Origin of the sequence: Mesorhizobium sp. M0292, assembly GCF_040321695.1 — a bacterium.
In the GTDB taxonomy this organism is placed as follows: domain Bacteria; phylum Pseudomonadota; class Alphaproteobacteria; order Rhizobiales; family Rhizobiaceae; genus Mesorhizobium.
Genome location: NZ_JAMYSB010000003.1, coordinates 190,756 through 212,374, shown reverse-complemented (window position 1 = coordinate 212,374; position 21,619 = coordinate 190,756). Strand labels below are relative to the sequence as shown.

The window sequence follows — 21,619 nt, the reverse complement described above, 5'->3', positions numbered from 1 at the left end:
ACAACGTTATTATCCCCCATTCGTTGTCACGCCGAGTGTCTGAATTGAACGCGCGCCCCGTCTGCGCTTGATGCGCCTTTCTGCCTGTGCGATAGGCACTCCAAAGCAGAAAATCTTTCGGAGAGCGCTGACATGGCGGGTGGACAGGGCCTTATGGCCGGCAAGCGCGGCCTTATACTGGGCGTCGCCAACAACAGATCGATTGCCTACGGCATCGCCAAGGCCTGCGTCGACCATGGCGCCGAGATCGCGCTGACCTATCAGGGCGAGGCGTTCAAGAAGCGCGTCGAGCCGCTGGCTGCGGAATTGGGCGCCTTTGTCGCCGGTCATTGCGATGTCACTGATCCGGCGAGCCTCGACGAGGTGTTTGCCAGTGTCGCCAGGCATTGGGGCGGCAAGCTCGACTTCCTCGTCCATGCCATCGCTTTTTCCGACAAGGACGAGCTGACCGGACGCTATGTCGAGACGACGCGCGACAATTTCCTGCGCACCATGGACATTTCAGTCTATTCCTTCACCACCATCGCCAAGCGCGCCGAAGCGTTGATGACCGATGGCGGCTCGCTGCTGACGCTGACCTATTACGGCGCCGAAAAGGTCATGCCGCATTACAACGTCATGGGTGTCGCCAAGGCCGCGCTCGAAGCCAGCGTGCGCTATCTCGCCGTCGACCTCGGCGGCAAGAAGATCCGCGTCAACGCCATCTCGGCCGGGCCGATCAAGACCTTGGCTGCTTCGGGCATCGGCGACTTCCGCTACATCCTCAAGTGGAACGAATACAATTCGCCGCTGAAGCAGACCGTCACCCAGGAAGAAGTCGGCGATTCCGCCGTCTATTTCCTGTCGGACCTGTCGCGTGGTGTCACCGGCGAGGTGCACCATGTCGATTCCGGCTATCACGTCGTCGGCATGAAGGCGGTCGACGCGCCGGATATTTCGACCGTCAAGGAATAGTTCTGCCGCGGTTTCCGCCCGCCTGTCCTGATTTCCGGAAGACCTGATGGTTCCGCTCGTCTACATCGTGCGCCATGGCCAGACGCAGTGGAATGCCGAGTCGCGGCTGCAGGGCCAGGCCGACACCGATCTCAACGCACTCGGCCGCGAGCAGGCGACCCGCAATGGGCGGCGGCTGGCCGAGCTGATCCAGAACCCTGAGGATTTCGACTTTGTCGCCAGCCCGATGAAGCGGACGCGCGAGACGATGCAGCGGCTCCGCTTGGCGATGCAACTCGATCCCGATGCCTACCGCACCGACCCGCGTCTGGTCGAGGTGCACTTTGGCGACTGGCAGGGCTTTACCTATGCCGAACTCGATACGCGAATGCCGGGCTCGGCGAAGGCGCGACGGCGCAACAAATGGAATTTCCAGCCGCCGGGCGAGGGCGCCGAAAGCTACCAGATGCTGCTCGAACGGGTGAAGCCGTGGTTCGACGCGCTCGACCGCCAGACGGTCTGCGTCACGCATGGTGGCGTCGTGCGGACCCTGTTTCGGATGGTCAAGGGTGTTTCCGAACACGAAGCGGCAAACCTGGAAGTGCGGCAGGACCGGGTGCTCAGGCTGCAGGACGGGCGTCTGGATTGGCTTTAGGTTCGAGCAGATAAAAACAGAACGACCGTCCTGTTTATCCGGGCAGGGCTCCGCCGAGCGGCAAGGGCCTGTGCGATGTCGGTGTTACTCGGTGTCGGGCAGTTCCATGTCGGTGACGACGTTCTCGCCATTCGTCACGTCATAGGCAATGACGATATCCATGCCCGGTTTCAGCGAATCGAGATCGGTCTCGGCGTTGAGCTTGAAGGACTTGCCGTCCTCCAGCGTCAGCGTCAGCGCGTCCTTGTCGACCTTCTTGATCAGGCCTTCGGTCTGGCCGGCATAGGCGGCGGTGGAAATCAGCAACATGGCGGCAGCAGCGCCAATCAGGGTACGCATCGTCGTCCTCTTTGTCATTGCGCCTGCACGGATGGCGGCGAGCTTTCAACGGGCGGATGGAAGAGAGCAGAAACCAACCGAATGTGTCAAAACTAAAACCGCCGGATCACAGTTTGACCGCTGTGGAAAACGCCAATAGAACGCACCTTTGATCCGGTCCGCTGCCGGGCAGGGCTAAAATTCATGTCTCACAACACGTTCGGCCATCTCTTCCGCGTCACCACCTGGGGCGAAAGCCATGGCCCGTCGCTCGGCTGCGTGGTCGATGGCTGCCCGCCCGGCATCCGCTTCACGCGGCAAGAGATACAGGCCGAACTCGACAAGCGCCGTCCCGGCCAGTCGCGTTTTGTGACCCAGCGCCGCGAACCGGACGAGGTGAACGTGCTGTCCGGCTTCATCCTCGACGAGGACGGCGAGACGATGATCACCACCGGCACGCCCGTCTCGATGCTGATCGAGAATGTCGACCAGCGCTCCAAGGACTATGGCGAGATCGCCCGCCAGTACCGCCCCGGCCATGCGGACTACACCTATGACGTCAAATACGGCCTGCGCGACCATCGCGGCGGCGGTCGTTCCTCGGCCCGCGAGACGGCCGCGCGCGTAGCCGCCGGCGCCTTGGCGCGCAAGGTGGTGCCCGGCATGGTGGTGCGCGGCGCGCTGGTCTCGATGGGCGAGAAATCCATCGACCGCGCCAACTGGAACTGGAATTTCATCGGTGACGCCGAAAACCCGTTCTTCACCCCCGATCCGGCGTCCGTTCCCGTCTTCACGCAATACCTCGACGGCATCCGCAAATCCGGCTCCTCGGTCGGCGCGGTGATCGAGATCGTCGCCGACGGCGTGCCCGCCGGACTTGGCGCGCCGATCTATGCCAAGCTCGACCAGGACATCGCGTCCGGCCTGATGTCGATCAACGCCGTCAAGGGCGTCGAGATCGGCAACGGTTTTGAAGCCGCCCGCATTACCGGCGAACAGAATGCCGACGAGATGCGCATCGGCAATGACGGCAAGCCGGTCTTCCTGTCCAACAATGCCGGCGGCATTCTGGGCGGCATCTCGACCGGCCAGGCGATCGTCGCCCGCTTCGCCGTCAAGCCGACCTCGTCGATCCTGACGCCGCGAAAATCCATCGACAAGGACGGCAACGACGTCGACGTCATGACCAAGGGCCGCCACGACCCCTGCGTCGGCATCCGCGCCGTGCCGATCGGCGAAGCCATGGTTGCCTGCGCCATCGCCGACCATTATCTGCGGCACCGGGGACAGACAGGCCGGGGATTAGGCAGTAGGGATTAGGCAATAGGCCAGCCCGTCCTTCCTTCCCTAACTCCTACTGCCCAACCCCTATTCCCTGCGAGCGAAGCGAGCCAATGCCATACGATCAGAAGAAAATCGTCGAAGCCATCCGCGCCTTCGAACGCGGCGAGATCGTCGTCGTCATGGACGATGACGGGCGTGAGAACGAGGGCGACCTGATCGTTGCCGCCGTGCATTGCAGCCCGGAGAAAATGGCCTTCATCATCCGTCACACCTCCGGCATCGTCTGCACGCCGATGCCGCGCGAGGAGGCCAAGCGGCTCAATCTGCAGCCGATGGTCGCCGACAATGATTCCGCCCACACCACGGCCTTTACCGTCAGCGTCGATTTCAAGCATGGCACCACCACCGGCATTTCGGCCGAGGACCGCACGCTGACCGTGCGCAACCTGGCCAACGGCAATGTCGGCGGTTCGGATTTCGTTCGGCCCGGCCACATTTTTCCACTGATCGCGAGGGAAGGCGGCGTGCTGATGCGTTCGGGCCATACCGAAGCCGCGGTCGATTTGTGCAAACTTGCCGGCCTGCCGCCGGTTGGCGTGATCTCGGAGCTGGTCAATGACGACGGCACCGTCAAGCGCGGCCCGCAGGTGGCGAGCTTTGCCGAGGAACATGGCCTCAAGCAGGTTTCGGTCGCCGACCTCATCGCCTATCGGCAGCGCAAGGAAACGCTGGTCGAACGCGTCGCCTGCTCCGAAATCGACACACTCGGCGGCAAGGCACAGGTCTTTACCTACACGCTGCCTTGGGATTCCATGCACCATGTCGCAGTCGTTTTCGGCGACATCCGCGACGGCGAGGATGTGCCGGTTCGGCTGCATTCGGAGGATGTGGTAACCGACGTGTTCGGCACCAGCCACCGGCTCGACGCCATCATGAAGGCGATGGGCGAACGCAAGCGCGGCGTTATCGTCTATCTCCGGGAGGGTTCGGTCGGCGTCGCCCATCAGGAGCGCAACCGGCCGATGAGTGCCGACCGTGAGGACCACGAAGAGGCCCGCCGCCGTGAGAACGAGTGGCGAGAAATCGGCCTCGGCGCCCAGATCCTGAAGGACCTCGGCATTTCCTCGATCAACCTGATCGCCTCGCGCGAGCGCCACTATGTCGGGCTTGAAGGCTTTGGCATACATATCGCCAAGACCGAGATTATCTAGTTCGTCGCGCAAGAGCGACGCTGCCGAAAAAATTACGCGGGCAGGTCGCCTGCTTCTGCGATTTGCTGAAGCCTCCACGCGTTCGTCATCCTATGGCGAAGCAAGGAGCGAAGCGACGCGGCGCAGACCATAGGATCCATGCCGCGACTTCGACGCGTTGCAACGGTGCAGAATTCTGCTCCGCTGCACCCTACGGTAACGGAATGGCTCCTCGGGTCTGCGCGTCCGCTTCGCTCCCGCTTCGCCCTTGGATGACGACGCCAGAGGCCTCACCTAATTCCGAACGTTTGCGGTGGTCTCCAAAGCCAACGTCAGGCCGCGTCCTTACTCCGCGGGAACGGCGGCCGCGTCGCATCCGTCCAGCTCGCATGTGTGGGTGGCCAGGCTGCGCTGGCCCAGCAACACCGTCACCAATGCGATGACGCCGGCCGCCACCGAGACCCAGAACCCGTTGCGGGCGCCGAATTCATCCACCACCGCACCGGCGGCAAACGAACCGAGCGCCATGCCGATGCCGATGCCTGTCATCACCCAGGTGATGCCTTCGGTCAGCATCGCTTCCGGCACGTGGCGTTCGATCAGGCCGAAGGCGGTGATGAAGGTTGGCGAGATCGCCACGCCGCTGATGAAAGCGGTCAGCGCCAGCAGCGGCACCGTGTCGGCGGTGAGCGGCAGCAGCGTGCCGAGCGCAACGAGGGCGACCGCGAGGGCCAACTGGCGCTGCAGCGGCGCTTTCAGGTTGAGCGCACCGACGACGAGGCCGAGCACGAACGATCCCAGCGCATAGACGCCGATGACGAGGCTGGCGGCGCCCGGCTGGCCGAGTTCCTTGGTGATCGCCACCGTGCTCACTTCCGTCGTCGCGAAGGTGGCGCCGACGAAGATCAGGGCGAAGGTGATGATCTGCACCGGCCTGAGCCGGATTGCCGAGCCGCTCGAGACATGATTCACCGGCCGCACTTGTGGTTCGGTCGAACGCTGCAGGATGAAGGCTGCCGAGCCAAGGGCGAGGAATAGCGTGCTGACCAGGACACCGGCTTCCGGGAACAGAGCGGCACTCAAGCCCACCGACAGCGATGCGCCTGCAATGTAGACGAGTTCGTCCGCCGCCGATTCGAAGGCGAATGCGGTGTTCATCTGCGGCCGGCCGCGAAAAATCTCGGTCCAGCGCGCGCGCACCATCGCCGGCATGCTGGGCATGGCGGCGGCCGCCAGTGCCGACACAAACAGCGTCCACACCGGCCAGTCCTGATTGGCTGCGGCAATCAGCACCGCGAAGGCGAGCACGGTGAGGATGGTGGTCGGAATCACGATCCGCGTCTGGCCGAGGCGATCGACCAGCCGTGATATATGCGGCGCCACGAAAGCGTTGCTCAGCGCGAACGTCGCCGAGACAGCTCCCGCCAGCCAGTATTCGCCACGTGTCTGCGACAGCATGGCCACGATGCCGATCGGCGCCATGGCGATCGGCAGCCGCGCGAGGAAACCCGCGGCGGCAAACCCCTTGGCTCCAGGGGCACGAAAGATTTCCGAGTATGGGTTTTGCATGGCTGGTTCCTCGACAAAGGCCAATTCGACAATTACATACGGTCCGTATGAATATAGGTAGTCGATACGCCGCGTATGTCAATTGGCATACGAAGCGTATGTGAATAAGGCCAGAACCATGCACAGACCCCGCAAGGAGATGATTGCCGAAACGCGCGCCAAGCTGATCACGGCGGCCCGCCACGCTTTCGGCACAATCGGCTATGCCGAGGCGTCGATGGACGACTTCACCGCCTCGGCCGGGCTGACCCGCGGCGCGCTCTACCATCATTTCGGCGACAAGAAGGGCCTGCTGCAGGCTGTCATCGCCGAAATCGATGGCGAGATGGCCGTCCGCATCCATGAGATTGCGTCGCGGGCGCCAAGCCGCTGGCAGCGTTTCGTCGACGAATGCACGACCTATATCGAGATGGCGCTGGAGCCGGAAATCCAGCGCATCATGTTTCGCGACGGTCCGGCTGTGCTCGGCGATCCGGCGCAATGGCCCAATGCCAATGCCTGCGTCGGTTCAATGACCGATCATCTGACCAGGCTGCAGCAGGAGGGGGTGGTCGTCCCCGGCGTCGACCCGGAAACCGCCGCAAGACTAATCAACGGCGCCAGCAGCCAGGCGGCACAGCGCATCGCCAATTCGAACGACCCCGAAGCCACGTCGAAGACCGTGGTGGCGGCCTTCCAGCAGTTGCTTGAAGGCTTGCTTAAAAAGCAGGACTCGCAGCCGGTCTGAAATCTCGCCAGCCGATCCCCGGCATTGCCGAGATTGACAATTCCCGGCCCGGGTTCATCCTCGCCGTCCATCTCTGAGGGGAGATTCGGGCGCATGTGGGATTTCGAAATCGGCAGGTCGGTGTCCATCATGATCAGGACATGGCCATTCATCGTCTTTCGCATGATCGTCTATTTCGGCATCACGCTCGCCTATATCGTGGCGACCGGCAGCGGCGCCTCCGTCGGCTATGGCGTCGGCCATGTCTCCACCGATCCCGACGGGCCGCTTTCCTTTGCGCTCTGGGGCGGCATCGTCGGCATCGGCGCCGTTTCGATCGCGCTGTACTGGATCCGCGAAGACATCCTCTATGTCGTCAAGGCCGGCCATATCGCCGTCATGGTGCATCTGATCGACGGCCGCGAGATTCCCAATGGCCAGGACCAGATCGCCTACGCCAAGGATGTGGTGAAGGAACGTTTCGCCGAGGCCAACATCCTTTTCGTGCTCGACCAGCTGGTCAAGGGCGCCATCCGCGCCATCACCGGCCTGATCGGCGGCATCGCCGCCTTCCTGCCCATTCCGGGCCTCGGCGGCCTGGTCGCTTTCATCAATACGGTGATCCGCCTGTCGCTGACCTATGTCGACGAGATCATCCTCGGCTACAATATCCGCATCAATTCATCATCGCCCTTCGAGACAGCCCGGCAAGGCGTCGTGCTCTACGCCCAGAACGGCAAGACCATGGTCAAGAACGCCATCTGGCTGGCGGTCATCATGTGGGGTGTGTCCTTCGTCATCTTCCTTTTGATGCTGGCGCCGGCCGCCGCCATCATGTGGTTCATTCCGGGGCAGCTCGGCGGCTGGGCCTTCGTGCTCGCCGTCCTCCTTGCCTGGGCCTTCAAGGCGGCCTTCATCGAACCCTTCGCCATAGCCTGCCTGATGCAGGTCTATTTCAAGACCATCGAAGGCCAGGTGCCGAACGCCGAATGGGACCAGCGGCTGGCCGAGGGGTCGTCCAAGTTCAGGGAACTCAGGGATAAGGCGCTGGCCTCCTTCGGCGGCTCGCGCTGGACGCAGCCGGCGCCCGGGGTGTAATCCCTGTTGAACGTCGGGGCGGTGCGGCGTCAAACCATGGTCAAAGCGGCCGGGCGCGCCTATATCGGGTCATGGTCACCAGGCTCTACACCCATCCGATCTTCCTCGAACATCTGACGCCCCCCGGTCATCCGGAGCGGCCGGACCGCTTGCGCGCTATCGAGCGCGTGCTCGACGACGAGGCCTTCACCGCACTCGATCGGGTAACGGCGCCGCAAGGCGACGAGGCCACCATTCTCTACGCCCACCCCGAGGATTTCGTCGCCCGCGTCCGCGCCGCGATCCCTGAGAGCGGCATCGCCTCGATCGACGCCGACACCAGCGCCAGCCCGAAAAGCTGGCAGGCGGTGGTGACCGCCATCGGTGCCGCCAACGCCGCTGTCGACGACGTTTTCGAGGGCCGCGTCGCCAATGCCTTCGTCGCCTCACGTCCGCCAGGCCATCATGCCGAAAAGACCACGGCGATGGGCTTTTGCCTGTTCAACACCGCCGCAATCGCGGCCCGCTATGCGCAGAAGAAACACGGCGCCGAGCGTGTCGCCATCGTCGACTGGGACGTGCATCACGGCAACGGCACGCAGGACATTTTCTGGGACGATCCCTCGGTGCTCTATTGTTCGACGCACCAGATGCCGCTCTATCCCGGCACCGGGGCTAAAAACGAAACCGGCGCCGGCAACATCGTCAACGCGCCGCTGGCGCCGCAGACCGGCTCGGACATGTTTCGCGATGCCTTGCTGTCGCGCGTCCTGCCGGCACTCGACAATTTCGCGCCCGATCTGATCATCATTTCCGCAGGCTTCGACGCTCACCATCGCGATCCGTTGGCCGAGATCAACCTCAGCGAGGACGATTTCGACTGGGCGACCGGCCAGTTGCTGGAACGCGCCGGGCGCCACAGCGGCAACCGGCTCGTCAGCCTGCTCGAGGGCGGCTACGATCTGCAGGGATTGGCATTTTCGGTCGCTGCCCATGTCGGGCGGCTGATGAAGGGATAAAGTATGGCTGGCGAAGCAAACGAAGACGTCAAGGCGATGAGCTTCGAGCAGGCACTCGACGCGCTGGAAAAGATTGTCGATGATCTGGAACGCGGCGACGTGCCGCTCGACCAGTCGATCAAGATCTATGAGCGCGGCGAGGCGCTGAAGGCCCATTGCGACCGGCTGCTGAAGGCGGCCGAAGACAAGGTCGAGAAGATCAGGCTGTCGCGTGATGGCAAACCGGTGGGAACGGAGCCGCTCGACGCGGAGTAGTGGAATGGGGCGGGCATAAAGCAGATAGGAGTTCAAGCATGTGCAGAAACATCAAGACCCTGTTCAATTTCGAGCCGCCGGCGACCCATGACGAGATCCGCGACGCCGCGCTTCAATTCGTGCGCAAACTGAGCGGAACGACGCGGCCCTCGCAGCGCAACCAGGCGGCCTTCGATCGTGCCGTCGAGGCGATCGCCGAATCGGCGCATGAATTGCTGCATTCGCTGGAAACCACGCATCATCCGCGCAATCGCGAAGAGGTGGCGGCCAAGGCAAAAGCCAAATCGGCGCTCCGCTTCGCCTGAGGACATCCAGATGAGTTTCTTCCCCGGCAAGGACCCTGAGCCTGGCGATGCCTTCGCCAGCGACCAGATCGAGCTCATGGTCATTCCAAACGCCAAGGATATTGGCGGCTTCCAGGTTCGCCGCGCTCTGCCGACGGCAAAGCGGCGGCTGGTCGGTCCCTTCATCTTCTTCGACCGCATGGGGCCGGCGATCTTGCGCGCCGGCCAGGCGATGGATGTGCGCCCGCACCCGCATATCGGGCTTTCCACCGTCACCTATCTGTTCGACGGCAATATCAGGCACCGCGATTCGCTCGGCACCGAGATGGTCATCCAGCCGGGCGACGTGAATTTGATGACCGCCGGCCGCGGTATCGTCCATTCCGAGCGCACGCCCGAAGAACTGCGCGGCGCGCCAATGTCGGTCTCCGGCCTGCAGACATGGCTGGCTTTGCCCGACGGCAAGGAGGAAGTGGCGCCGGTGTTCGAGAACACGGCCGCGCTCCTTCTGCCCGAGATCGACGCCGAAGGTGTTTCCGGCCGCGTGGTGATCGGCGATTTCCAGGGACTGCGCTCGCCGGTAAGAGCCGACACCGAGACGCTCTACGCCGATCTGAGGCTGGCGCCCGGCGCCAGCGTCAAAATTCCCGCCGACGCCGAGGAACGCGCCATCTACACGCTGGACGGCGATGTCTCAATCTCGGGCGACCGTTTTCCGGCCGAACGGCTGCTGGTGTTCCGGCCTGGCGACGAGATCGTCGTGTCGTCCGAGCGCGGCGCCCATTTCATGCTCTTCGGCGGCGCTTCGCTCGGCTCTCCGCGCCACATCTGGTGGAACTTCGTCTCGTCGTCGAAGGAACGCATCGAACAGGCCAAGCAGGAATGGAAGACGGGCCGCTTCGATATCGTTCCTGGAGATGAGGAAGAGTTCATTCCGTTACCGGACAATTAACGTCAGCATCACCCGCGTCACTGACACGCATTTACATTCGGGCGACGCAGGCATATTTCGCCATGATCGACGCGCATCATAGCTGAGCAGGCCCTTAACAGTGAACGCAACGCTGCATACGCCGCTTCTCGACAAGGTCCGCATTCCAGCCGACCTGAAGAAGCTTGACGAAAGCGAGCTGCCGCAGCTGGCCTCGGAGCTGCGCGCCGAGCTGATCGATGCCGTCTCGCATACGGGCGGGCATCTCGGCGCTGGCCTCGGTGTCGTCGAACTGACGGTGGCGCTGCACTATGTCTTCAACACGCCGGAAGACCGCGTGATCTGGGATGTCGGCCACCAGGCCTATCCACACAAGATCCTGACCGGCCGCCGCGACCGCATCCGCACGCTGCGCCAGGAGGGCGGCCTGTCCGGCTTCACCCGTCGCGCCGAGAGCGAATACGACCCGTTCGGCGCCGCGCACTCCTCGACCTCCATTTCCGCTGGCCTCGGCATGGCCATGGCGCGCGACCTCTCCGGCGGCCACAACAATGTCATTGCCGTCATTGGCGACGGCGCCATGTCTGCCGGCATGGCCTATGAAGCCATGAACAATGCCGGCGCGCTCGATGCTCGCCTGATCGTCATTCTCAACGACAACGACATGTCGATCGCGCCGCCGACCGGCGCCATGAGCGCCTATCTGGCGCGGCTTGCCTCTGGCAAGACCTATCTTGGCCTGCGCGACTTCGGCAAGAAACTGACCTCCTATCTCGGCAAGCGTGCCGATCGCGCCATCAAGCGGGCGGTCGAGCATGCGCGCGGCTACGTCACCGGCGGCACGCTGTTCGAGGAGCTTGGCTTCTACCATATCGGCCCGATCGACGGCCACAATCTCGAGCATCTGATCCCGGTGCTGAAGAACGTCCGCGACCATGCCGACGGTCCGGTGCTGATCCATGTCGTGACCCAGAAGGGCAAGGGCTACGCGCCGGCCGAGGCTGCGGCCGACAAATATCATGGCGTGAACAAGTTCGACGTCATCACCGGCGCGCAGACCAAGGCCCCGGCCAATGCGCCGGCCTACACCAAGGTGTTTGCCGAAAGCCTGGTCCAGGAAGCCCGCCTGGACGAACGTATCGTCGCCGTCACCGCCGCCATGCCGAACGGCACCGGCCTCGATTTGTTCGGCGAAGCGTTTCCGAGCCGGACCTTCGATGTCGGCATTGCCGAGCAACATGCCGTGACCTTCGCCGCCGGCCTCGCCAGCGAGGGCTACAAGCCCTTCGCCGCCATCTATTCGACCTTCCTGCAGCGCGCCTACGATCAGGTCGTCCATGATGTGGCGATCCAGAAACTGCCGGTGCGTTTCCCGATCGACCGCGCCGGTTTCGTCGGCGCCGACGGCGCCACTCATTGCGGCGCCTTCGACACCACCTTCCTGGCGACGCTGCCGGGCTTCGTGGTGATGGCGGCCGCCGACGAGGCGGAGCTTCGCCACATGGTGCGCACCGCCGCCTATTATGACGAAGGCCCGATCGCCTTCCGCTATCCGCGCGGCAATGGCGTCGGCGTCGACATGCCGGAGCGCGGCTCGGTGCTCGAAATTGGCAAGGGCCGCATCGTCAGGGAAGGCACCAAGGTGGCGCTTCTGTCCTTTGGCACAAGACTGCAGGACTGTCTGCTGGCGGCCGAGGAACTCGGCGCGGCAGGGCTTTCGACGACGGTTGCGGACGCCCGTTTCGCCAAGCCGCTGGACGAGGATTTGATCCGCCGTCTCGCCCGCTCGCACGAAGTGCTGGTTACGGTGGAAGAGGGGGCTGTCGGCGGTTTCGCCAGCCACGTGCTGCAGTTCCTCGCCCATGAAGGCTTGCTGGAAAGCGGTCTGAAAGTTCGGCCGCTGGTGCTGCCGGACGAGTTCGCCGACCACGCCAAGCCGGAAAAAATGTATGCCGATGCCGGGCTCGACGCGGCCGGCATCGTGCGCACCGTGTTCGTCGCGCTCGGCCATTCCGCGCGCGCGCAGCGCGCCTGAATCAAACCTCACGCAGCTGAAGCAGTTGCCTGTGCAAGCCTGACACTTTGTTAACGCTTCTCTTTGGCGTTTCGCTTACCGTCTCTTTTGGCCGTTTTTCAACGCCGCCCTGCTAGAACTGCCTCCAGGCAGGGAGTTAAAAACAATGCGAACGCTTCTGTGCGGCGCGGCCCTTTTGGCCGTCATCGCCGCGCCGGCCATGGCCGAGACGCGCTATGACCGCAAGCTCGAACAGGCGGTGGCAGGCATCGTCGCCCGCAAGATGGGCGATATCAGGGGCGCTTTTTCCTACAAGCAGGTGCCGCAGCTTGTCGTCGTGCCGGACGCACCAGTCGTTGCTGTCGAGCGCCCGCGCAAGCAGGCTTCAGATGACGGAAGCGACGGCCTGATGCCGGCCGTTGAACGGCAGGTCTCACGGACGATCTTCTAAAACCACATATCGCGCACGCAGCGCCCATCGCGCGGCAGGTCGTCATAAGTGTCCAGCCCGTCGAAATGGTCGATCGGCAGGTCGGCGACCGCCTCCGGCGGTGCCAGCCTGACATTGACGGCGATCCGCGTGCGGCCGCTGTCGCTGCGGCGCAAACCGCGCCAGGCAAGCACACAGGCACATGTCGGGCAAAACAGTATTTCCAGCGACGGCGTCTCCTTGCCAGCGCGGGTGTAGGACTGCACAGGCCCCACAAGCCGGATACGCTCGTCGACAAAGTCATAGGCCCAGAGTGTGCCATAGCGGCGGCAAAGCGTGCAATTGCAGGCCGTGATCGGGCCGGGATCGCCTTCCAGGGTCCATTGGGCGGCGCCGCAATGGCAGGTTCCCGTCAGCATTCGTCTTCCTCCGCATTGCCTGAGCCTCTACATCTTGCCGGACTGGATGCGCTATTCAACCGGGCGGACTGGCTTGCGGCCCGGGTCTCGACGTCCTCCTATGCCAATGTCCTTGCCTTCGCGGCCGGCTTTCGCCATGAAGGCCGATGAACTCCCCTCTGCCAGCCAGCACACGCCAGCGGCTCGACGAATTGCTCGTCCAGCGCGGCCTGTTTGCGAGCCGCTCGCGCGCCCGCGACGCGGTCGAGCGCGGCACCGTGACGGTCGACGGCGTGGTCGCCCGCAAGCCCGGCCAGACGGTTCTGCCGCACTGTCTCATCGTCATCGACGACCCGGCGCAGGGTTATGTCTCACGCGCGGCGCTGAAGCTGATCGCCGGGCTCGACCATTTCAGTCTCGATCCCGCGGGCAGTGAAGCCCTCGATATCGGCGCCTCGACAGGCGGCTTCACCCAGGTGCTGCTCGAACGCGGCGCGGCCCATGTCACTGCCATCGATGTCGGCCACGGCCAGATGCATCCCGGTGTCTCGTCCGACCCGCGCGTCACCGTGATCGAGGGCCTCAACGCTCGCGAGCTCGCGGCTGCCGATCTCGGCGGCCGTATCCCCGATTTCATCGTCTCCGATGTAAGCTTCATCTCGTTGAAACTGGCGATGCCACCGGCGTTGGCATTGGCACGGGACGGCGCTCGTGCGGTGTTTCTGGTCAAGCCGCAATTCGAGGCCGGCCGCGAGGCGATCGGCAAGGGCGGTCTTTTGAAAGACCCTTATGACGCCGCCCGTGTGGCCGGCTTGCTGCAGGAATGGCTCGAAGGCGTCCCTGGCTGGCGTACATTGGGCTTGCACATGTCGCCGATCGAAGGCGGGGACGGCAACCGCGAATTCCTGCTTGCCGGGATCAAGGATGCCGGGACCAAGGATGCCGGGACCAAGGACCGATGAGCACGGGCTTCACCATCAAGAGACTGGGTTCGCAGGGCGACGGCGTCGCCGAGACGGAAACCGGCGAGCTGTTCATTCCCTTCACCCTGCCCGGCGAGACCGTCACCGCCGCGCGCGAGAGGGATCGCGCCATGCTGATGGCGGTATTGGAGACGTCGCCGCTGCGTATCGATCCGGCCTGCCGGCATTTCACCGAATGTGGCGGCTGCGCCGTCCAGCATCTGCAAGCCGACGCTTACCAGCAATGGAAACGCGACAAGGTCGTGCATGCCTTGAAAGGCATTGCCGGCGACATCGGCGCCCTGGTGCCGTGTGCGCCACACACACGCCGCCGCGTCGTGCTTGCCGCCAGGCGCGCCGACACAGGCATGCTGCTTGGCTTCCATCGCCATCTGTCGCCGGAAATCATCCCCATCGAGGAATGTCCGATCTCGCTGCCGGAGATCGTTGCCGCGCTCGATCGCTTGAGGTCGGTCGCCGACCTGGTTTGCGCCACCACCAAATCGTTCCGGATGGCGGTCACTGTGACGGGCTCGGGGCTTGACGTCGCTGTCTATGAGTCGGGCAAGCTGGGCGAGAACCAGCGCCGGGTCGCCTCCAACTTCATCATGGCCAATGGCTTTGCCCGGCTTTCGATCGACGACGAGATTGTCATCGAGCCGAAAAAGCCGGTGGTCATGTTCGGCACCGTCGCTGTCGCCATACCGCCTGGCGCCTTCCTGCAGGCAACGCAAGCCGCCGAACAGACGATGGCCGATCTCGTTGGCGGACATCTGAAGCGTGCCAGGAAAGTCGCGGATCTTTTCGCCGGCTGCGGCAGCTTTGCGCTTCGGCTGGCGGCCAAATCCGAAGTCCACGCGGTCGAAGGCGACGCGGCAGCCCTTTCGGCGCTCGACCGCGGATCGCGCTTCGCCACCGGCCTGAAGCGGGTAACCGGCGAACGCCGCGACCTGTTCCGGCGGCCGCTGACGTTCAAGGAGCTGAATGCTTTCGATGGCGTCGTCTTCGACCCGCCGCGCGCCGGCGCCGAGGACCAGTCGAAGCAGATCGCCCGCTCGGATGTGCCGTTCGTCGCCGCCGTCTCCTGCAATCCGGTGACGCTGGCACGCGACCTGCGCATCCTGATTGACGGCGGCTACATCTTGAAGAGCGTCACGCCCATCGACCAGTTCCTGTGGTCGCCGCATGTCGAGGCCGTGGCGCTGCTGGAGAAGCCGAAACGGCGACGTTAATCCGCCGATTTTCACAAGGCCGTGCTTGAGTTTGCCGCCCCGCAAGACGTAGCCGGCTGGCAAACTAGCCTTCGCGAACGCTTTCGTACCCGGCCGCTTGTGCGGCCTTGATGAACTTACGGTCGAAGGAAACAAATGCTGAGCAGTGCGAGGACTTGCCCAGATGGAGCGCATCGGCGAAATCCATTCCCGTCTCGGCTAGATCGACCGCGGAAGAGACGATCGCAGCATCCTCTATCTCGACAGTGGGAAGCCCGCCGAACACCCGCAGTGCATTGACGATCGAGGCCTGATCATAACCATAGCCGCTGCGCAGCACCCACTCAGCCTCCAGGATCACCGTGACGGCGACGAAAACGGGCTGACCGTCGATCAGCCGCCGGGCTCGCGGGGACTGCTCGGGATCGTCGTTCGTCAGATACCTGACGACAACGTTGGTATCAATCGCGAGCATGGCGCCGCCGTGCTTCAGCAAGGACGGCCGCGTCCATCTCCTCCAAGGTCTTCGGTCTGCCACTGTGCGGCAGGACACCAAAGACATCTTCTGGTCGTGTCGGGGCAAAGGCAGGCGCCGGTCTCAAAAGTACACCGTCCGGTGTGTCTTCGACCTGCAGGCGCGTGCCCGCGCCCCAGTCCCTCCGTTTGCGGATAGCGCTGGGCAGGATGACTTGTCCCTTGGTCGAGACGGTCGTTATAAGCTTTTCTATTGCACCCATTGCGGTATTACCCTTGTGTAAGACAAAGGTAAGATATCCCTGTGAGGGGAACTATTCAAGCCCGCCGACGTCTCCTCGCTCAAACCCTGGTGCCGCCGACCGTCATCTGGTTCATCCTGAGATGCGGCTGGCCGACGCCGACCGGCACGCCTTGTCCGGCCTTGCCGCACATGCCGATGCCGGTGTCGAGTTTCATGTCGTTGCCGATCATCGAAACGCGGTGCATGGCGTCCGGTCCGTTGCCGATCAGCATGGCGCCCTTTATCGGCTGCGTCACCTTGCCGTTCTCGATCATGTAGGCCTCGGTGCAGCCGAACACGAACTTGCCTGACGTGATGTCGACCTGGCCGCCGCCGAAGGATACGGCATAGATGCCGGTCTTGACCGAGGCGATGATCTCGTCCGGCTCCATGTCGCCCGCCGTCATATAGGTGTTGGTCATGCGCGGCATCGGCTGGTGCGCATAGCCTTCGCGCCGGCCGTTTCCCGTGGCTTTCATGCCCATCAGCCGGGCGTTCTGGCGGTCCTGCATGTAGCCGACAAGCTTGCCGTCCTCGATCAGCACATTGCGGGCCGAAGGCGTGCCTTCATCGTCGACGGTCAGCGAACCCCGCCGCTCCGGCATGGTGCCGTCATCGACCACGGTAACGCCCTTGGCCGCCACCTGCTGGCCCAGCAGGCCGGCGAAGGCGGACGTCTTCTTGCGGTTGAAGTCGCCTTCCAGCCCGTGGCCGACAGCCTCATGCAGCATGACGCCCGGCCAGCCGCTGGACAAAACGATGTCGAACGTTCCGGCCGGCGCGGGAATGGCTTCGAGATTGACCAGCGCCTGCCTGAGCGCCTCCCTGGCCGCATGCTTCCAGGCGTCCTCGACCAGGAACTCGCCGAACGCCTTGCGCCCGCCCATGCCATAGGAGCCGCTTTCCTGGCGGTCGCCGTCGCCGACGACGACGGAAACGTTGATGCGGACCAGCGGGCGGATGTCGCGCACGATCTGGCCGTCGGCGCGCACGATCTCGACATGCTGCCAGGACGCCGCGAGCGAGGCCGTCACCTGGCGCACGCGCGGGTCCTCGGCGCGCAGCCATGCGTCGATTTCCTGCAACAGCTTGGCCTTGACCTCGAAGGAGGGCGAGGGGATCGGGTTCTCCTCGCCATAGAGATGGCGGTTGGTGCGCGCGGGTGCCGCGGCAAGCGTGCCGGAATAGCCGCCCCTGACTGTCGAGACGGCGTCGGCGGCGCGCAGCAGCGACGCCTCCGAAAGATCGCTGGAATGAGCGTAGCCGCTGGCCTCGCCGGCCACGGCGCGCAGGCCAAAACCCTGGTCGGTGTTGAAATTGGCGGTCTTCAGCCTGCCATTGTCGAACATCAGCGCTTCGCTCTCGCTGTATTCGAGGAACAGTTCGCCGTCGTCGGCGCCGTTCAGTGTGTCGGCGACGATCCGCTTGATGCGATCGTCTGAAATGTCGAATTGGCCGGTCAGGCTGTTCATGGCAGGTCCGCTCACAAGAGGAATGGTGTTGCCACGATGTAGGCGCGAAGACGCGCCTGCACAATCCGCAATGACGATCCGCAGCAGGTAGGAGCGGGTAACCCCGCCCCTGAACATGACATCCATCTTGAAGTTCGACCCGTCACCCGAAAAGGCCTTCACCCAGCGATATTTCTTGTTCCATTCATCGGCCTGGTCGGCCGTGAAGGGGTCGGTATAGCCCGAGGAGAACTGGATCGACTTGCACTTCTCATGGTTTTCGCAGCCATAGAAGTAGATGACATATTTCATGCCCTGAAGCCGGCCCGAGACCATCGGATCGCCCCGTCGTCCTTGTCCATCTTGGCCGAGCCATAGCCTTTCGCAAGCTCGAAAATGACGGCCGGATCGGGCGCCGTGATGATTTCGGAATCCTCGGCAAAGGCGACGGAAACGGCGCCGGTCAGGATTAGACCGGTCGACAAAAGCAAAGAACAAGCACGCATGATGACCCCCACAGCCAAAGATCAAACCCGTGGGAATTGTGAGGAAAGACGGTTTCGCAAGCATCAAGCTCAGGGCAGGGCGGCAAAACCGTCGGCGAAGCCCTTGAGGTCGACGGGGATGCCGATGCCTTCTTCCGGCGTCTGGAAGACGATGAAGGTGGCCGACGTCCCGGTCTTCAGCGTATCGAGCAGCGGCTTTTCGAGAATGACCTCGGCATAGCAGCCGTCCTGGAAGCAGCGCACGAAATAGGCGCGGCCAATATCCTTGCCGTCGACATTGAGGCCCAGGCCATTGGGCAGCAGAACGCCGAGCGGGGCCAGCACGCGCAGGATCTCGGCCTTGTTGTCGGCGGTGCGCAGGACGACGACGGACAGTCCCATTTCCGGGCGATCCTCGGCAACGACGTTCTGCATCATCACGCATTGTTCCGAGGTGGCGCCGGCCGGCGTGTCGCAGATGATCGACCACGCGCCATGCGTTGACTTGACCGTGCCGCTGGGCTGCGCTGCATTGGCGACGCCGGTTGCGGACGAGCCGATACCGATCAGGGCGGCGAGAAAAACGACCTTCGCCCCGCTTCTCGAAAGCCAAGCGCTTTTCGAATGCCAGGCGCTCTTCGAATGCCAGGCGTTTCTCGAAAGCCAAGAGGTCATGACGGCTCCATTGCGAATCACGGCACTTTAAGCCGCGCCAAGGCCAAGTAAAGGATAGGGCGACCGCCGGTCAGCCCCGGCAGGCGCAATAATGCGCTTTTCCCTAGCAAATTCGCCCGAATTGCGACCGTCGGGCGCATTCCGGACACAAGCCCGCATAGCCTGTCTGTCGACGACCCGCGCGGGCCACGAGGCCGTCGAAACAGCGCGGCAGCACTTGCGCGCAAAAATGCCGCACGGTTTCGCCCGCTCCTTTCTTGCGGAGGGAAATAGAGTATGGTTTGAACCACCCTTGGGACTGTCCGGGATTCCCATCCCGGCATTGTTCGATATTCTTGCGTCGCGATCGCGAGGAACCGGGAGATGAAGAGGGCGATGAGAAAATTCCCAGCAAGCGCCAAATTGATGGCAACGGCAGGCGCCGCCGCCGCATTTTTCGCCGGTGCCTCCGCCCATGCGGCCCAGCCGCAGCCGTGGGAGATGACTTTTCAGCCGCCGGCGACAGACATGATGCGGCAGATCGAGTGGTTCGGGAACTACACGATGTGGTTCGTCGTCCCGATCACTGCTTTGGTTCTGGCGCTTCTCGCCTGGTGCATCTTCAGGTTCCGCGCCAGCAAAAACCCGGTTCCGTCCAAGACCAGCCACAACACGCTGATCGAGATCATCTGGACAGTCGGGCCGGTCGTCGTCCTGCTGTTCATCGCCATTCCCTCGTTCCAGTTGCTGACGGCGCAGTACACGCCGCCGGAAGAGGCCAAGCTGACCGTCAAGGTAACGGGCAATCAGTGGAACTGGGACTATGAGTACCAGACCGAGAACACGCTCTCCTTCAACTCGGCCATCCTGCAGGACGCCGACCGCGCCGCGATCGGCAAGGAAGACCGCAAGGTCTATCCGCGCCTGCTGGCGGTCGACAACGAGCTGGTCGTGCCGGTCAACACCATGACGCGCGTCCTGGTTACCGCAGCCGACGTGATCCATTCCTTTGCCGTTCCGGCCTTCGGCATCAAGATGGACGCGGTTCCCGGCCGCACCAACGAGACGTGGTTCAAGGCGGAAAAGGAAGGCATCTATTACGGCCAGTGCTCGCAGCTCTGCGGCAAGGACCATGCCTTCATGCCGATCGCCGTCCGCGTCGTATCCGATGCGCAGTACAAGACCTGGCTGGCAGCAGCCAAGACCGACCTCCCCGGCGCCAACAAGGCGCTGATGGCCGAGGTCGACGGTACCAACAAGGTAGCGGCCGCCGGCAATTGATGCCGCGGGTTAGCAAGAATTAGGGAACGGAGCCGACCATGGCAGAAGCTGCAGCTCACGACGACCACGACCACAAGCCCTATCATGGCTGGGTCCGGTGGGTGTACTCCACCAACCACAAGGACATCGGCACGCTCTACCTGATCTTCGCGATCTTCGCGGGCATCGTCGGCGGCGCGCTTTCGGTCGTCATCCGCATGGAGCTGCAGGAGCCGGGCATCCAGATCTTCACCGGTCTGGCGCAGATGGTCTATGGCATGAACGGCGATGCCGCCATCGACGGCGGCAAGAGCATGTACAACGCCTTCGGCACCGCGCACGCGCTGATCATGATCTTCTTCATGGTCATGCCGGCGCTGATCGGCGGCTTCGCCAACTGGATGGTGCCGATCATGATCGGCGCGCCTGACATGGCCTTCCCGCGCATGAACAACATCTCGTTCTGGCTGCTGCCGCCGGCCTTCCTGCTGCTCATCGCTTCGGCTTTCATGCCGAGCGCGCCCGGCGCCTATGGCGTTGGCGGCGGCTGGACGCTCTATCCGCCGCTGTCGACCTCCGGCCAGCCCGGGCCGGCCATGGATCTGGCGATCCTGTCGATCCACATTGCCGGCGCGTCCTCGATCCTCGGCGCCATCAACTTCATCACCACCATTTTCAACATGCGCGCGCCGGGCATGACGCTGCACAAAATGCCGCTATTTGCCTGGTCGGTTCTGATCACCGCCTTCCTGCTGCTCTTGTCGCTTCCGGTTCTGGCCGGTGGCATCACCATGCTGCTTACCGACCGCAATTTCGGCACCACCTTCTTCGCCCCGGATGGCGGCGGCGATCCGATCCTGTTCCAGCATCTGTTCTGGTTCTTTGGTCACCCCGAAGTGTACATCCTGATCCTGCCGGGCTTCGGCATCATCAGCCACATCGTCTCGACCTTCTCGAAGAAGCCGGTGTTCGGCTATCTCGGCATGGCCTACGCCATGGTCGCGATCGGCGCCGTCGGCTTCATCGTCTGGGCGCACCACATGTACACGACCGGCCTGTCGCTCGACACGCAGCGCTACTTCGTCTTCGCCACCATGGTCATCGCCGTACCGACAGGCGTGAAGATCTTCTCCTGGATCGCGACGATGTGGGGCGGCTCGATCTCGTTCAAGACGCCGATGCTGTGGGCGCTGGGCTTCATCTTCCTGTTCACGGTCGGCGGCGTCACCGGCGTCCAGCTCGCCAACGCCGGCCTCGACCGCTCGCTGCATGACACCTATTTCGTCATTGCCCACTTCCACTATGTGCTGTCGCTGGGTGCGGTCTTCGCCATCTTCGCCGGCTGGTACTACTGGTTCCCCAAGATGACCGGCTACATGTACTCGCCGGTGATCGCCAACACCCACTTCTGGGTCACCTTCGTCGGCGTCAATTTGATCTTCTTCCCGCAGCATTTCCTCGGCCTGGCCGGCATGCCGCGCCGCACCATCGACTATCCCGACGCGTTCGCCGGCTGGAACATGGTGTCGTCCTACGGCTCCTATATATCGGCCGTCGGCGTGGTGATCTTCCTCTATGGCGTGTTCGAGGCCTTCCAGAAGAAGCGCGTCGCCGGCGCCAACCCGTGGGGCGAGGGTGCAACGACGCTCGAATGGCAGCTGCCTTCGCCGCCGCCTTTCCACCAATGGGAACAGCTGCCGAAGATCAAGTAAGGCAGCCCGAATACGAAACCGCCGGCCCGCCGGCGGTTTTCGGCCAACGGAATGATTGGACTTA

24 protein-coding genes are annotated in these 21,619 nt (G+C 63.3%); 16 read left to right on the top strand and 8 right to left on the bottom strand.

Annotation, left to right across the window (positions count from 1 at the left end; genetic code table 11):
- Positions 1-132 precede the first annotated feature (132 nt).
- Positions 133-954: an enoyl-ACP reductase FabI gene (fabI, locus tag NKI96_RS05955; protein WP_352803295.1), complete on the top strand. Its 822-nt coding sequence runs from the start codon at positions 133-135 to the stop codon at positions 952-954.
- Positions 955-1,000: 46 nt separating this feature from the next.
- Positions 1,001-1,588: a histidine phosphatase family protein gene (locus NKI96_RS05950; protein WP_023709880.1), complete on the top strand. Its 588-nt coding sequence runs from the start codon at positions 1,001-1,003 to the stop codon at positions 1,586-1,588.
- An 84-nt stretch (positions 1,589-1,672) separates the two neighbouring features.
- Here the strand turns inward: NKI96_RS05950 and NKI96_RS05945 are convergent, their stop codons facing one another.
- Positions 1,673-1,927, bottom strand: a complete 255-nt coding sequence (locus NKI96_RS05945; protein ID WP_023685405.1) for a DUF1344 domain-containing protein — start codon at positions 1,925-1,927, stop codon at positions 1,673-1,675.
- Between the two features lie 183 nt (positions 1,928-2,110).
- Between NKI96_RS05945 and aroC the strand changes: the two genes are divergently transcribed.
- Positions 2,111-3,226, top strand: a complete 1,116-nt coding sequence (aroC, locus tag NKI96_RS05940) for a chorismate synthase (protein ID WP_352803292.1) — start codon at positions 2,111-2,113, stop codon at positions 3,224-3,226.
- A gap of 74 nt (positions 3,227-3,300) precedes the next feature.
- The gene (ribB, locus tag NKI96_RS05935; protein ID WP_023668438.1) at positions 3,301-4,401 is read left to right on the top strand and encodes a 3,4-dihydroxy-2-butanone-4-phosphate synthase; all 1,101 of its coding nucleotides are present in this window, start codon (positions 3,301-3,303) and stop codon (positions 4,399-4,401) included.
- Positions 4,402-4,725: 324 nt separating this feature from the next.
- Here the strand turns inward: ribB and NKI96_RS05930 are convergent, their stop codons facing one another.
- On the bottom strand, positions 4,726-5,949 hold the full coding sequence (locus tag NKI96_RS05930; protein ID WP_352803289.1) for an MFS transporter: 1,224 nt from the start codon (positions 5,947-5,949) through the stop codon (positions 4,726-4,728).
- Between the two features lie 118 nt (positions 5,950-6,067).
- On the opposite strand from NKI96_RS05930, the gene NKI96_RS05925 reads away from it, so the two are divergent.
- From NKI96_RS05925 to NKI96_RS05890, 8 genes are all read left to right on the top strand, one after another.
- Positions 6,068-6,676 (top strand): TetR/AcrR family transcriptional regulator, encoded by a 609-nt coding sequence (locus NKI96_RS05925; protein WP_352803286.1) that lies wholly within the window; start codon positions 6,068-6,070, stop codon positions 6,674-6,676.
- A 93-nt stretch (positions 6,677-6,769) separates the two neighbouring features.
- On the top strand, positions 6,770-7,753 hold the full coding sequence (locus NKI96_RS05920; RefSeq protein ID WP_352803283.1) for a hypothetical protein: 984 nt from the start codon (positions 6,770-6,772) through the stop codon (positions 7,751-7,753).
- A 71-nt stretch (positions 7,754-7,824) separates the two neighbouring features.
- Positions 7,825-8,751 carry a histone deacetylase family protein gene (locus NKI96_RS05915; protein ID WP_023830289.1) on the top strand — a complete coding sequence of 309 codons (927 nt, stop codon included), beginning with the start codon at positions 7,825-7,827 and terminating at the stop codon, positions 8,749-8,751.
- Positions 8,752-8,754: 3 nt separating this feature from the next.
- Complete coding sequence (locus tag NKI96_RS05910) at positions 8,755-9,006, top strand: exodeoxyribonuclease VII small subunit (protein ID WP_023668433.1); 252 nt, start codon at positions 8,755-8,757, stop codon at positions 9,004-9,006.
- A gap of 38 nt (positions 9,007-9,044) precedes the next feature.
- Positions 9,045-9,311 (top strand): DUF2277 domain-containing protein, encoded by a 267-nt coding sequence (locus NKI96_RS05905; protein WP_023668432.1) that lies wholly within the window; start codon positions 9,045-9,047, stop codon positions 9,309-9,311.
- 10 nt (positions 9,312-9,321) lie between these two features.
- On the top strand, positions 9,322-10,242 hold the full coding sequence (locus NKI96_RS05900) for a pirin family protein (protein WP_023685413.1): 921 nt from the start codon (positions 9,322-9,324) through the stop codon (positions 10,240-10,242).
- Positions 10,243-10,342: 100 nt separating this feature from the next.
- Complete coding sequence (gene dxs, locus NKI96_RS05895; RefSeq protein WP_352803279.1) at positions 10,343-12,256, top strand: 1-deoxy-D-xylulose-5-phosphate synthase; 1,914 nt, start codon at positions 10,343-10,345, stop codon at positions 12,254-12,256.
- A gap of 145 nt (positions 12,257-12,401) precedes the next feature.
- Positions 12,402-12,686 (top strand): hypothetical protein, encoded by a 285-nt coding sequence (locus NKI96_RS05890; RefSeq protein WP_023668429.1) that lies wholly within the window; start codon positions 12,402-12,404, stop codon positions 12,684-12,686.
- On the opposite strand, the gene NKI96_RS05885 is transcribed toward NKI96_RS05890, so the two are convergent.
- A complete protein-coding gene (locus tag NKI96_RS05885; protein WP_352803276.1) occupies positions 12,683-13,084 on the bottom strand; it encodes a GFA family protein in 402 nt (133 codons plus the stop codon). The genes NKI96_RS05890 and NKI96_RS05885 overlap by 4 nt on opposite strands.
- A gap of 146 nt (positions 13,085-13,230) precedes the next feature.
- Between NKI96_RS05885 and NKI96_RS05880 the strand changes: the two genes are divergently transcribed.
- Positions 13,231-14,025 (top strand): TlyA family RNA methyltransferase, encoded by a 795-nt coding sequence (locus NKI96_RS05880; protein ID WP_023702017.1) that lies wholly within the window; start codon positions 13,231-13,233, stop codon positions 14,023-14,025.
- Positions 14,022-15,257: a class I SAM-dependent RNA methyltransferase gene (locus tag NKI96_RS05875; protein ID WP_023668426.1), complete on the top strand. Its 1,236-nt coding sequence runs from the start codon at positions 14,022-14,024 to the stop codon at positions 15,255-15,257. Before NKI96_RS05880 ends, NKI96_RS05875 begins: the two co-directional genes overlap by 4 nt.
- Positions 15,258-15,321: 64 nt before the next feature.
- Here the strand turns inward: NKI96_RS05875 and NKI96_RS05870 are convergent, their stop codons facing one another.
- From NKI96_RS05870 to NKI96_RS05850, 5 genes are all read right to left on the bottom strand, one after another.
- Positions 15,322-15,711, bottom strand: a complete 390-nt coding sequence (locus tag NKI96_RS05870; RefSeq protein ID WP_023692077.1) for a type II toxin-antitoxin system VapC family toxin — start codon at positions 15,709-15,711, stop codon at positions 15,322-15,324.
- On the bottom strand, positions 15,698-15,973 hold the full coding sequence (locus NKI96_RS05865) for an AbrB/MazE/SpoVT family DNA-binding domain-containing protein (protein ID WP_081725433.1): 276 nt from the start codon (positions 15,971-15,973) through the stop codon (positions 15,698-15,700). The genes NKI96_RS05870 and NKI96_RS05865 overlap by 14 nt, the downstream gene beginning before the upstream one ends.
- 79 nt (positions 15,974-16,052) lie before the next feature.
- Entirely contained in the window at positions 16,053-17,756 is a 1,704-nt protein-coding gene (gene tldD, locus NKI96_RS05860; RefSeq protein ID WP_352803273.1) for a metalloprotease TldD, read from the bottom strand.
- On the bottom strand, positions 17,753-17,950 hold the full coding sequence (locus tag NKI96_RS05855) for a hypothetical protein (RefSeq protein WP_155923284.1): 198 nt from the start codon (positions 17,948-17,950) through the stop codon (positions 17,753-17,755). The genes tldD and NKI96_RS05855 overlap by 4 nt, the downstream gene beginning before the upstream one ends.
- A 69-nt stretch (positions 17,951-18,019) precedes the next feature.
- Positions 18,020-18,604: an invasion associated locus B family protein gene (locus NKI96_RS05850; RefSeq protein ID WP_023668422.1), complete on the bottom strand. Its 585-nt coding sequence runs from the start codon at positions 18,602-18,604 to the stop codon at positions 18,020-18,022.
- A gap of 363 nt (positions 18,605-18,967) precedes the next feature.
- Between NKI96_RS05850 and coxB the strand changes: the two genes are divergently transcribed.
- Together coxB and ctaD are read left to right on the top strand one after the other, a co-directional pair.
- Positions 18,968-19,864: a cytochrome c oxidase subunit II gene (coxB, locus tag NKI96_RS05845; RefSeq protein ID WP_050485823.1), complete on the top strand. Its 897-nt coding sequence runs from the start codon at positions 18,968-18,970 to the stop codon at positions 19,862-19,864.
- 38 nt (positions 19,865-19,902) lie between these two features.
- Positions 19,903-21,555 (top strand): cytochrome c oxidase subunit I, encoded by a 1,653-nt coding sequence (gene ctaD / locus NKI96_RS05840; RefSeq protein ID WP_023668420.1) that lies wholly within the window; start codon positions 19,903-19,905, stop codon positions 21,553-21,555.
- The last annotated feature ends 64 nt before the right edge of the window (positions 21,556-21,619 follow it).